Raw genomic sequence first — 12487 nt, 5'->3', positions numbered from 1 at the left:
GCCGTCATAACGCTGCAGGTCGCGAAGCGTCTTCCCCGCGCGAGCGGGGGTCACCCGGCATCGACCCGCTCGTGATGGCACAGGCGGACGTCTTCCCCGCGCGAGCGGGGGTCACCCACCGGCACCGGATCACGTGCCGTACGTCATCTGGTCTTCCCCGCGCGAGCGGGGGTCACCCGAACTCCGCGGGGCGGACGGACTCGCTGGGCACGTCTTCCCCGCGCGAGCGGGGGTCACCCGCCCGACGTCCTGCCCACCGGGGAGACGACCGCGTCTTCCCCGCGCGAGCGGGGGTCACCCGTCGAGCCCCGGATAGAGGTCCGCCCCGGTGTCGTCTTCCCCGCGCGAGCGGGGGTCACCCGGTCGACGGCTGGGATACCCTCCCGGCCGTCGAGTCTTCCCCGCGCGAGCGGGGGTCACCCGCCGATCAGGGCCATTCACGAGCGGACGGTCATGTCTTCCCCGCGCGAGCGGGGGTCACCCGCGATCCCGGTCCGGGCATAGCGGTGGTGCTGCGTCTTCCCCGCGCGAGCGGGGGTCACCCGCCCTCGGGGTACCAGTCGTCGGTGATCCGCAGGTCTTCCCCGCGCGAGCGGGGGTCACCCGGACGCGGACGGCAACTGGCACTCGGCGTTCCAGTCTTCCCCGCGCGAGCGGGGGTCACCCGACCCCGTTCTGGCAACGGTTCAAGTCGGATATGTCTTCCCCGCGCGAGCGGGGGTCACCCGGTCTGGGCCTTCGACTGCCGCCACACGACGACGTCTTCCCCGCGCGAGCGGGGGTCACCCGCTCGCCGTCATCAACGACGCGGTCGGCGACCTGTCTTCCCCGCGCGAGCGGGGGTCACCCGCCGTCGCCGACAGCCTGTGGGAGGCCTTCAACGTCTTCCCCGCGCGAGCAGGGGTCACCCGGTTCCGGTCCAGGTTTCGGTGCCGTGTCAAGCGTCTTCCCCGCGCGAGCGGGGGTCACCCGCCACACCCTGGGACGGTTCGGCTGTCGGTCCGGTCTTCCCCGCGCGGGCGGGGGTCACCCGGGGTCCAGTCGCCCCGCTCCCGCTTCGTGATCGTCTTCCCCGCGCGAGCGGGGGTCACCCGGAGGTCACCCGATGAGCACCAACTCCAACACCGTCTTCCCCGCGCGAGCGGGGGTCACCCTCCCCCCCAGACAATCGCGCCCACGAGGCCGGCGTCTTCCCCGCGCGAGCGGGGGTCACCCGTTCGACGTCCAGCAGGCCCTGTTCCAGGGCTTGTCTTCCCCGCGCGAGCGGGGGTCACCCGTCGGAGTCGGGCGCGTCCTCCAGGCCGCCCGCGTCTTCCCCGCGCGAGCGGGGGTCACCCGTATCCAGGCGTGTTCGCCATGCTGTCCGGTGGGTCTTCCCCGCGCGAGCGGGGGTCACCCGGCCACCGCCGGACTCGTCTCGCAGGCGTCGTTGTCTTCCCTGCGCGAGCGGGGGTCACCCGCAGTCCCCGGCGGACCTCGCGAAGTTCCTGCGGTCTTCCCCGCGCGAGCGGGGGTCACCCGGCATCCACGCGATCGAGGCCGGCCTGTGACCGGTCTTCCCCGCGCGAGCGGGGGTCACCCGCGGTACCGCGTCGACCGCCACCTCGGCACCTAGTCTTCCCCGCGCGAGCGGGGGTCAGCCGGCCCACCCAGCCAGGGGCCCAGATCAGGGCGCTTCCATGGCGTGACCTCCGCCGACACGTCCAGATCCTCGAACGACCCGACGATCTCCCACTCCTTTGACAGGGCATGCCGCGCCGCCGACTCCGCCTGGATCAGGTGAGAGACCTTCCCGTCCTGCCCGTGCGTGTCCGAGACACGCGAACCAACCACCGCCCGAACCGGCGCCAAAGTCGTCATACTGCCCACGGGTAGCCCCCAACCGCCCACGCCAGCCGACGCATACGAACCACCCCCACTCGAACGGGTGGACTCTTTTGGAAAACGCGTCGTTCCGCTGGAGGATTGATTATCTGATGGCCAGTCAGAAACTCGCGGCCACCTGCACCGAGGCGTACGTCGAGCGCGCCGCCTCCCACGCCGAACGCTGGTCCGACCACGCACCCGTCACCACAGTCTTCGACTTCGGCCAACTCCCGTAGCGCTGACGGCAGATGGCGAGCGCCCTGGTGAGGCCCCTCGGCCACAGCCACATCCGACCGGGGCAGAACCAGGGCGCTCGCCTGCCCATCACCCCACCGCAGACCACACAGCGGAGGTCGCACAGTTCACACCCGACGGGCCGGACACCGGCAAGGGAAACGACTCGATCTGTAAAAAACTCGGATGAGCCTGCCTCGGTCCACCGCCCTCACCGCGCAGGAGGGCGTGTGGGTGGCTGCGTAGGTGAGAACGAAGAAGGTTTGTCGGCGGCATCCGAAAGGATGTCCGGCATGACACTGCTTCCCGTCACCGCGCCCGCCTCGCTGGTCCGACGCCACGCCCTCGACCCGGAGGCCCACGACTGGGGCATGAAGGCGGAGCACGCGGTGGCGACCCCCGCCGGGGACACCTACGTGCTGAGCATCCTGTGGCGGCACGACCGGTACCCCCGCGATCCGGCGGTGCCCCGCTTCAGCGAGCGGATGATCACCCGTTACGACGCCGACGGGACGCCCGTCGCCACCGCCGTGCTGGGGCAGCACTCGGACGGCCGGGTGGGGGCCGTCGGCTGGGGCAGTGACGCGAACCTGGCGGTGCTCCCGGACGGCTCGCTGGCGGTCAGCACCAGGCCCGGCAGCACCCACCTGATCTCCCCCGGGCTGGACGAGGTGCGGGCCGGCTGGCCGATGCCCACGGCGGGCGTGCTCGCGGACGGGCCGGCGGGCGACCCGTTCGCTGCGTCGGTCGCGGTCACGCCCGGCGGGCGGCTGCTGTGCACGACCTCCGAGTACAAGGTGGACAACTGGGCGGGCGCGATCCTCAACCTGGTCGCCGTCACCGAGCCCGGCGACGTGCTCGCCCCCGGGCACAAGCCGCGGCTGCGCGCGATCGCCACGCTGACCTCCCGGACGCCCCGTCAGACCGGTGCCGACGCCCAGCCGCACGTCGTGTTCGGGGACGCGCCGGTGCTGGGGGCCAACCGCCCGTCGCCGTCGCTGGCCGAGGCCCTCACCGAGCTCACCGGGACGCACCGCAGCCTCTACGGCTACGACCGGTCGTTCATGACCCGGCCGTCCGCGCTCGGCGACGACCTGTTCGTCGTCCCGGTGTACGGCCACACCTTCCGCTCCGGCAGCCGCGGCCAGGAATTCAGCTTCGCGCTGCTCGACGACCGGGGCACGGTCCGCGGCCGCCTCGGCGGCCTGCATCTCCACAACGACAGCCCGTTCACCGGTTTCGACTTCACCGTCGCCGCCGACCCGTACCGCGCCCGCGCCTTCCACCTCAACCGCTACGGCCTGTACGCCTGGACCGCCGACGGAGCGCTGCGGGCCCGGGTGTCCACCGCCGACAAGCCGTTCAAGCCGCTGGTGCACTTCACCCTGCTCGACTGCACCCCTGCCGGCGAACTCCTCCTGGCCCACCGCAAGCAGCACTTCGTACTGCGCGTCCCCGTCCCAGCCGACCTCGCCGACCTCCCCGCCGCCGTCGAGGCCGCGCTGTCCGGCATCGCCAAGGCCCGCAACGCCGCCAAGAAGCGCTACCAGCCGGTGAATTGGCTCTGGGCGGAGGACGCGTCCACCATCCACCGCCTGTGACCCGGTCGTTCAGGCCGGCTTCCCGGCTGGCCCCGCCGCCGTGGTCTCGACCCAGTTCATCGTCCGGGCCGTCTCGTAGCCGAGCGCGTGGTTGATGCCGGTCATGTGGGTGCTGGTGGTGGTGCAGATCAGCTCCAGGTCCGGCCGTTCGGCGGCGATCAGCCACGTCTGACGGACCTTCACCCCCAGGCCCAGGCCGTGCCCGCGGTGCGCGGCGAGCACCGAGGTGTCGTGGATGTAGCCGATCTCCCGGCGGTGCGGGTAGCTGCGGACGACGTGCACGCCGACCACCTGCCGGGTGCTGTCGTCGACGGCGACGACCACCCGCTGTTCGGCGCGCGGCCACGGGTTTCGGTCATGCGCGATTTGATGGTGCGTCAGAAGTCCGGCCCGACGGGGGCGTCTGCGGAGGGCTTCGATTGCGAGTTCCGTCGACATGGTTGACCGCATTGAAGTGGCCATGGCATTTTCGTGCGGCGCAGACGTGCACCAACCGGCCGCACGTCCGCAATCCCCCACGAGGAGAGCCATGTTCAAGAGATTCGCCGCCGCGCTCGGCGCGGGCGCGGTCGTTGCGGGTGCCCTGACCTTCGGTGCCGCTCCCGCGCAGGCCGTTCAGGCGGGCGACCTGACCTCCACCATCGCGCTGAGCAACTGCTCCGCCTCGCTGGTCCGCTACCCGAGTTCGGTGGACACCGACCGGGCGATGATGCTGACCAACGGCCACTGCCTGCCGACCATGCCGTCGGCCGGCCAGGTCATCCAGAACGCGAGCGCCAGCCGCAGCGGCACCCTGCTCAACTCCGCCGGCACCTCGCTCGGCACCGTCCAGGCGGACAAGGTGCTGTACGCGACGATGACCGGTACCGACGTCGCGCTGTACCAGCTCACCGACACCTTCGCCGCCGTCACCTCCAAGTACGGGGCGACTGCGCTGACGATCAGCGACACCCACCCGGTCGACGGGTCCTCGATGTACATACCGTCCTCGTACTGGAAGCAGGTGTGGAACTGCTCGATCAACGGGTTCGTCGGAACCCTGCGCGAGGACCAGTGGACCTGGCACGACTCGCTGCGTTACAGCGCGGGCTGCAACACCACGCACGGCACGTCCGGTTCGCCCATTGTCGACGCCGCCAGCAGGAAGGTCGTCGGCATCAACAACACCGGCAACGACGACGGTGCGATGTGCACCATGAACAACCCGTGCGAGGTGGCCGCGGACGGCACCACGACCGTCACCAAGGGCCAGAGCTACGGTGAGGAGACGTACTGGTTCACCACCTGCCTGGGCACCGGCCGGGTCATCGACCTGAACGTCAGCGGCTGCCTGCTGACCAAGCCGGCCGGCGCGGCCGTGTCGGTGACCAACCCGGGTAACCAGTCCACTGCGGTCAACGGTTCGGTCAACCTGCAGATCCAGGCATCCGGCGGCACCGCGCCGCTGAGCTACTCGGCCACCGGCCTGCCCGCCGGCCTGTCGATCAACGCCTCCACCGGCCTGATCAGCGGGACCGCCACCACTGCGGGCGGCTCCTCGGTGACCGTCACCGTCAAGGACGCGGCCAACAAGACCGCCTCCGTCACGTTCTCCTGGACGGTCACCACGAACCAGGGCACCTGCACCCCGGCGCAGCTCCTCGGCAACGCGGGCTTCGAGACCGGCACCGCGGCCCCGTGGACCACCACCTCCGGTGTGGTCGACAGCTCCGCCTCGCAGGCCGCGCACAGCGGTTCGTGGAAGGCGTGGATGGACGGCTACGGCTCCAGCCACACCGACAGCATCTCGCAGACCGTCACCATCCCGGCCGGCTGCAAGGCGTCGCTGAGCTTCTGGCTCCACATCGACACCGCCGAGACCACCACCTCGAGCGCGTACGACAAGCTCACCGTCACGGCGAACGGCACCTCGGTCGCCACGTACTCCAACCTCGACAAGAACACCGGCTACACCCAGAAGACCATCGACCTGTCGGCCTACGCCGGCCAGTCGGTGACGGTGAAGTTCAACGCCGTCGAGGACGCCTCGCTGCAGACCTCCTTCGTGATCGACGACACCGCGATCCAGACCAGCTGAGCCCCACGGCCCGGCGGAGCCACCCGAACGCTTCCGGTGGATCCGCCGGGCTGAGTCCTCAGCGCGGCGGGGTCCGGGTGTCATGGCGCCCAGCACGGGGTGCGGCCCGCGCCCAGCACAGGGTGCGGCCCGCGCCCCGCCGAGCGACCCGGCGGGCCCCGTCGCCGGGCCTCGGTGGGGGTCCGGTCGGGGACGGGGGCGCCGGGCCGGGGGACGCCGTCGGACGGAGGACGGGTCATGCCATCAGGGTCCCGGACGTGTGATCACGACTTCCGTGAGTCGACGACCCGGCGCAGCTTGCCGAGCGAGCGTTCCAGGGTGTCCTGGTCGACGACATCAACGCCGACGGTCATGCCGACGCCGTCCTTGACGCCCTTGGCGAGGGCTGCGGCGGCGGCCCCGCGCTCGTCGGCGGTCGCGTCCGGCCGTGCTTCGACACGCACGGTCATGTGGTCCATGCGTCCGCGCCGGGTCAGTTCCAGCTGGAAGTGCGGGGCGAGGGCGGGGATGCGCAGGACGATCTCCTCGATCTGGGTGGGGAAGACGTTGACGCCGCGCAGGATGATCATGTCGTCGCAGCGGCCGGTGACCTTCTCCATGCGGCGGAAGGCGGGCCGCGCGGTGCCGGGCAGCAGCCGGGTGAGGTCGCGGGTGCGGTAGCGGATGATCGGCAGGGCCTCCTTGGTGAGGGAGGTGAAGACCAGCTCGCCGCTGTCGCCTTCGGGCAGCGCCTCGTCGGAGAGGGGGTCGACGACCTCGGGGTAGAAGTGGTCCTCCCAGATGTGGAGGCCGTCCTTGGTCTCGACGCACTCGCCGGCCACCCCCGGGCCGATCACCTCGGACAGGCCGTAGATGTCGACGGCGTGGATGTCCAGGCGCTCCTCGATCTCGCGGCGCATCTCCTCGGTCCACGGCTCGGCGCCGAAGATGCCGATCTCCAGGGAACTGGTGCGCGGGTCGATGCCCTGGCGCTCGAACTCGTCGAGGAGCGTCAGCATGTAGGAGGGGGTGACCATGATGATCCTGGGCCGGAAGTCCTGGATGATCTGGACCTGGCGGGCGGTCATGCCGCCGGAAGCCGGTATGACGGTGCAGCCCGCGCGTTCGGCGCCGTAGTGGGCGCCGAGGCCACCGGTGAACAGTCCGTAGCCGTAGGAGTTGTGCAGGATGTCGCCGGGGCGGCCGCCGGCCCCGCGGATGCACCGGGCCACCATGTCCGCCCACATCGACAGGTCGTTCGCGGTGTAGCCGACCACGGTGGGGCGGCCGGTGGTGCCGCTGGAGGCGTGGATCCGGCGGACGTCCTCCCTCGGGACGGCGAACATGCCGAAGGGGTAGTTGTCGCGCAGGTCGGCCTTGGTGGTGAACGGGAAGCGGACGAGGTCGGCGAGTGTGCGGCAGTCCTCGGGCCGGACGCCGGCCTCGTCGAACTTGCGGCGGTAGAAATCGACGTTCCGGTAGGCGTGTTCCAGGGTGCTCCGGAGCCGGGTGAGCTGGAGTGCCTTCAGCTCCTCGGGGTCCAGGCGCTCGCCCTTGTCCCGCAGACCGGTCGGGAGTGCGTCGCCCAGTCGCCGGGGCCCGCCGACGGGACGCGTCGTGCCGGTGGTCGTGCTCATCGTGTCTCCTTCACGTCCTTGAGGCTGCGGCTGCGGCCGCGGAACTCCGCGATCACCTCGTCGCCGCGCAGGACGGTGATGTCGTAGATGCCGCTGCGGCCGAATCTGGTGCGCTCGTGTGCCGTCGCCACGAGCACGTCGCCTTCGCGTGCCGGGGCGACGAAGGTGATGTCGGCGCCCGCCGCGACGGTGACCGGACCGTGGCTGTTGCAGGCGCAGGCGAAGGTGGTGTCGGCCAGCAGGAACAGGTAGCCGCCGTGCGCGATGCCGTGGCCGTTGACCATCTGCGGGGTCACCGTCATGGTCGCCGAGGCCGTTCCGTCGGCGGCGGCCAGGAGCTGGATTCCCAGGCTCCGGGACGCCGTGTCCGCGGCGAACATCAGCTGGGCGGGTCCTGCCGCGACCGTGCCGTCGGGTGGTCGATTCATATGCGTTTCACCACTCTTGTCGCCCGACCGAACATTCGGTTACCCGTCTCGATTTCGGCCAAGTAATCCAGCATCGGCAGTGCCTGTCAAGAGGTGGGCGCATGTCGCCGAACGCCCAGGATCGACCCGATTTCTTCGCCGGTTCTCCTCCGTCCAATGCGCCACGTCCGCGAAGTCCTTCGCCTACCTGAACGCCCGGTCGACCTTCGCCCACACCATCGCGTCCCACTCGCCCTGCCGATCGGTCAGCCACGGCCCCGGGCCCGGACGCTTCCATGGCGTGATCTCCGCCGACGCGTCCAGATCCTCGAACGATCCGACGAGCTGTTCTGTCCGCTGCCGCATCGACTACCGGCTGGCCACCCCCGCCCTCGCCCCCCTGCTCCGTCGAGGCCCGCGTCGAACGCGCCGCCACCCACGCGGAGCGCCGGTCGGGGCACAGGACTGGCAGTCGTTCGGCGGGCAGGGGTGCGGCCGGCGACGAGAGCAGGCCCTCGCACGGTGGACCAACGGCCCACACGCGACGATCGGCCCAGTGACCGTCCGGTAGATTCGGCAAGCAGCTGATCGACACAGGGGCGGCCACATGCCGCACGTTCAACGCGGGGGCAGTGGGTGCGGAGCGGACACGCGCAGGACCGTCGCCGGGAGGCCCTGCTGGAGTGCTGGCGAGCGATCGAGCTGTTCAGCCCGCCGGCCATCCCTGCGCCGCCGCGCCGGCGCCGCGCTGCACGCTCCGGACCCGCGGACGAGTACGTCGTCGACACGAATCCGCAACCGGGCCGGGAACGGCTGCCGTTGCCGTGGGATCCGCAGCACCCGGACACCGCCAAGCGCCGGGCCCCGTACGGCAAGATGTGGCGCCACGAGGTGTACGGGGGCGTCTTCGACCTGGAGCTGCTGCGCCAGGCAATGATCGCGATGCTGCCCGAAGGAACCGACCCGGATCCCGGGGTACCGCAGGCCGAGCTGGTGTTGCCGGGGCAGAGTGCGATGTTCGCGTTGGTCCTGGACGAAGAGGGCCGGCCGATCGAAGACACCTCGGTGATCTCCGCGTGCGCGTGGGCGACCGGTCGACTCTTCGATCCCGGACCGTCCGTGCCGGAGTGGCTGGACGGCTTCGAGGACCTGAATGACGCCTTCGGCAGCGCGATCGACACGCTGGCCGCCACCCCGGTTCCCTACACCTCGGGCTCCGGACCGGTGCCTGAGCACCAGCCCGACCCGCAAGCCCCGGCGGCTCCCGCACCGGCGTCGACGGCCTCCGGATGGCGGGAGTTGCTGGCCAAGATCCTGGGTGGCGCCGCCGTGGGCGCGGTGGGGGCACTGTTCGGCGAGGTCGCCGGCGCCGCGCTGAAGGGCGCGACCGAGCCGCTGGTACGGCGCGCCGCCGACTGGGCTGCTGCCCGCCGTGTCGCACCGGAGTGCGCGGACGACGGCCGACCGGGCCAGACCGAGCGCGGCTCCTCCGTCGTGCCTGCGGCACCCGCCCCTGCGGCACCCGCCCCTGGCCCGTCAGCCGGGGAGGATGCGCCGGGTCCCCGGCCTGTGGGTCTTGCCGACCTGGTGGCACTGACCGCGCAGATCGCGGACCTGTGCGGGGTGGAAGCACACCTGCGTCCCCGGGTGATCCGCGTGCGTAGCCGACTGGTCCACCGTCCGCGTGATCCGCGGGCAAAGGTCGCCGCCGCCGCGCCGTTCCTGAACAGCCTTCTTCCGCCCGACCTGGCCCGGGTGCGCGCGGCGGCCGGCCAGGGGCTCGGGCCTGCGCTGGACGCCTACCTGACCGAACAGGGCTCGGTGGACATGGCGGCGCGCACCGATGTACGGCAGGTGCGCGAGGCCGTCCTGGCCGGGGTGGCTCCGGCTCTGGTTCCGGCCGGGCGGTGGCCCTCACCGGCTCGTTTTCCTCTCGCGTTGAGCCAGCAGTTCGCCGTGGACCGGATGCTCGCCGACCGCGACGGCACCGAGGGCGGGCTGTTCTCGGTGAACGGTCCGCCGGGCACCGGCAAGACCACGATGCTGCGCGACCTGGTGGCCGCCCTGGTGGTCGAGCGTGCAACGGTGATGGCCGGCTTCGACCGACCCGGGCAAGCATTCACCGGCCGTGCCTGGCGGGGCCTGGACCGGCAGGGCAAGCACCGGCGTTACGTCGCCCGGCTGGACCCGCGGCTGACCGGGTTCGAGATCGTGGTCACCTCTTCCAACAACGGCGCGGTGGAGAACATCACTGCGGAATTGCCGGGGCTGGACGCGCTCGCCGAGCCCTGGCGGGGCGGCCCGGACCACTTCTCCGATCTCGCCTCGGCACTCCTCCGCGGCGCTCCGGCATGGGGCCTGGTGGCAGCCGTACTCGGCAACAAGACCAACCGCAAGGAGTTCGGCGAGCGGTTCTGGTGGGGCCGCCTGCCGGAGAACGAATCCGACGCCCGCACCGCTGCCGGACTGCCGCCGCTCAGCGGCATGAAGGCAATCCTCAGCAGCTGGATCCCGCCGAACTCGCCAACCCCCGGACAGCGCCCGGCCGCTGGGGCCGGCGCTGCCGCGACCGCGGCCCCGACCACGACCGCAGCCCCGGCCCGGCCCGTACCGTCGTGGAGCGAGGCCGTCGCCGCGTTCCGCGTGGCCGAGGCCGAGGTGGAGCGCCTGCGCGGTCAACGAACCCGCCTGGCCACCGAGTTGGAGGCCGTCGAATCCCCGCGCGCCCGGCAGCGGATCACGGATCTGGACGCCGCGATCGCGCCGGCCGACGAACGGGTGGCCACCTCCGTGACCCGCCTGGCTGCGGCCAACGCCGCCGTCGCCTCCGCCCGTGCCGCCACCGCGACGGCCGAGGCCGAGCTCCGCGCGGCCGGCGGACTGGTACCCGCAGCCCGCCAGGAGCTGGCAGCCGCCCGCGCACGGCTGTCCGGCGCGCGGGAACGGGCCGCCCACCACCGCGAGTACGTGGACGCGCTGACCACCCGCTACGACGCTCCCCCGACCGTCGAACGCGGTGTGCGCGGCGGTCTGCGCCGACTGCTGCAGAGCACGGCCGACCGGCAGGCCGCCGAGCAGCATCGCGACCGCACCCAGGCCGAGATCCTGGACCTGCTCGTCCAGCAGCGCCGCGCCCTCGACGACGCCGTGGAGCAGGTCGCCGACGCCGTCCGCTCCGAAGCCCTGGCCGTCGGGCTCCACGCCGACGCCGACCGTGTGGTCGCCGACGCCGCGACCGCACTCGCCAACGCACAGACCCGCGAGCAGGCCGCCCTCGCCCGGGAGAACGCGGCCACCGCCGACCTCGCGGCCGCCCGCACCGCCGCGACGGCGGCCCGGCGCGACCTGGACGCCGCCGTCGCCGACCTCAGCGTCCGCCACCGCCAACTGCGGGATGCCGCATCGACCTTGCCCTCCCTGCCGCTCGACTGGCTCCACCTCGACGAGCCCGAGCAGGAACTCGGCTCGCCATGGTCAGACGAGGCCTGGTCGACCGCCCGCAGTGACCTGTTCCTGCGTGCCCTCGACCTGCACCGCGCCCTCGTCGCCGGGGCAGCCAAGCAGGTCCACGGGAACCTCCAGGTCCTCATGGAGCTGATGACGAACACCAACGGGCCGATCCCCGACGAGGAGGTCGAGCGCGCCTGGCAGACCCTCTTCCTCCTGATCCCGGTCGTCTCCACCACCTTCTCCTCGATCGGCAGCATGTTCGCCCGTCTCGGCCAGGGCACCATCGGCTGGGTCCTCGTCGACGAAGCCGGCCAGGCCACCCCGCAGGCCGCCGTCGGCGCCCTGTGGCGCGCCCGCCGCGCTGTCCTCGTCGGCGACCCCCTCCAGCTCGAACCCGTCGTCACCATGCCCACCGTCCTGCAACGCCGGCTGCTCGGTGCCTACGGCGTCGACGACCAGTGGCTGCCCTCGGCCACCTCCGCCCAGGCCGTCGCCGACCGGACCAACCGTTACGGCACCTATCTGCCCGCTCCTGACGGCGACGACGAACACGTCTGGGTCGGCTCACCCTTGCGCGTCCACCGCCGTTGCGGAGAGCCGATGTTCACCATCAGCAACGAGGTCGCCTATGGCGGCCTCATGGTCTACGGCACGCCACGCAAGGCCTTCCCCGACGAGGAACGCGACGGCCTGCTGCCGAGCCGCTGGCTCAACACCGACGACCCCACCCGGCCACCGGACGCCCCCTGGGGAGAACGCGACCGCCGTGCCTTCGAGTTCGTCCTCGACCGCCTGCACCAGCACGGCATCGACCTCACCCGGCTGCGCATCATCGCCCCCTTCCGCTCACTCGTCTCCGAGTGCAAGAAGATCTGCGGCGATCGCCCCGGCTGGACCTTCGAGGTCCTCGACGAACGCTGCGCCACCGTCCACCGGGCCCAGGGCAAGGAAGCCGACGTCGTCATCCTCGTCCTCGGCGGCGGCCGGCCCGGCGCCCGGGGCTGGGCCGCCCGCACCCCACACCTGCTCAATGTCGCCGCCAGCCGCGCCAAACACCGCCTCTACGTCATCGGGGAACGGACCCTGTGGGCCCCACTCCCCCACTTCGACGTCCTGTCCGGCGAGGTCGAGGAGTTCGACCACATCCGCGACCGAACCGCCTGGCCTTCGGGGGCAGTCGGCCAGGGGCTTGTCGGTGGAACTCGCTAGCGTTCGTCTCCTGATCATCAGTTCGAG

At 71.7% G+C, this 12487-nt stretch carries 6 protein-coding genes, 3 pseudogenes and 1 CRISPR repeat array; of the genes and pseudogenes, 5 read left to right on the top strand and 4 right to left on the bottom strand.

Going from position 1 to position 12487, the window contains the following annotated elements; all coding sequences use genetic code 11:
- Positions 1–28: 28 nt before the first annotated feature.
- Positions 29–1643: direct repeats of the CRISPR family, unit length 25 nt; unit sequence GTCTTCCCCGCGCGAGCGGGGGTCA.
- 315 nt (positions 1644–1958) lie between these two features.
- Positions 1959–2102: pseudogene (locus tag ACIHEI_RS28900) on the top strand (exodeoxyribonuclease III); the annotation flags it as partial.
- Positions 2103–2393: 291 nt separating this feature from the next.
- On the top strand, positions 2394–3701 hold the full coding sequence (locus ACIHEI_RS28895) for a hypothetical protein (protein ID WP_396608726.1): 1308 nt from the start codon (positions 2394–2396) through the stop codon (positions 3699–3701).
- Positions 3702–3710: 9 nt separating this feature from the next.
- Here ACIHEI_RS28895 and ACIHEI_RS28890 read toward each other — a convergent pair whose 3' ends face one another.
- Entirely contained in the window at positions 3711–4139 is a 429-nt protein-coding gene (locus tag ACIHEI_RS28890; RefSeq protein WP_396608725.1) for a GNAT family N-acetyltransferase, read from the bottom strand.
- On the opposite strand from ACIHEI_RS28890, the pseudogene ACIHEI_RS28885 reads away from it, so the two are divergent.
- Both ACIHEI_RS28885 and ACIHEI_RS28880 read left to right on the top strand, forming a co-directional pair.
- Positions 4138–4848: pseudogene (locus ACIHEI_RS28885) on the top strand (serine protease); the annotation flags it as partial. The gene ACIHEI_RS28890 and the pseudogene ACIHEI_RS28885 sit on opposite strands and share 2 nt — an antisense overlap.
- A gap of 201 nt (positions 4849–5049) precedes the next feature.
- Positions 5050–5778, top strand: a pseudogene (locus ACIHEI_RS28880) (putative Ig domain-containing protein); the annotation flags it as partial.
- 263 nt (positions 5779–6041) lie between these two features.
- Here ACIHEI_RS28880 and paaK read toward each other — a convergent pair.
- From paaK to ACIHEI_RS28865, 3 genes are all read right to left on the bottom strand, one after another.
- A complete protein-coding gene (gene paaK / locus ACIHEI_RS28875; RefSeq protein ID WP_396608724.1) occupies positions 6042–7394 on the bottom strand; it encodes a phenylacetate--CoA ligase PaaK in 1353 nt (450 codons plus the stop codon).
- The gene (gene paaI, locus ACIHEI_RS28870; protein ID WP_396608723.1) at positions 7391–7822 is read right to left on the bottom strand and encodes a hydroxyphenylacetyl-CoA thioesterase PaaI; all 432 of its coding nucleotides are present in this window, start codon (positions 7820–7822) and stop codon (positions 7391–7393) included. Before paaI ends, paaK begins: the two co-directional genes overlap by 4 nt.
- Positions 7823–8005: 183 nt before the next feature.
- Positions 8006–8167 carry a hypothetical protein gene (locus tag ACIHEI_RS28865; RefSeq protein ID WP_396608722.1) on the bottom strand — a complete coding sequence of 54 codons (162 nt, stop codon included), beginning with the start codon at positions 8165–8167 and terminating at the stop codon, positions 8006–8008.
- Positions 8168–8437: 270 nt separating this feature from the next.
- Here ACIHEI_RS28865 and ACIHEI_RS28860 point away from each other — a divergent pair, with 270 nt between their 5' ends.
- Positions 8438–12460 carry an AAA domain-containing protein gene (locus tag ACIHEI_RS28860; protein ID WP_396608721.1) on the top strand — a complete coding sequence of 1341 codons (4023 nt, stop codon included), beginning with the start codon at positions 8438–8440 and terminating at the stop codon, positions 12458–12460.
- The last annotated feature ends 27 nt before the right edge of the window (positions 12461–12487 follow it).

Source organism: Kitasatospora sp. NPDC051984 (assembly GCF_044593455.1).
In the GTDB taxonomy this organism is placed as follows: domain Bacteria; phylum Actinomycetota; class Actinomycetes; order Streptomycetales; family Streptomycetaceae; genus Kitasatospora.
This window is presented reverse-complemented; position numbering and strand designations above follow the sequence as displayed.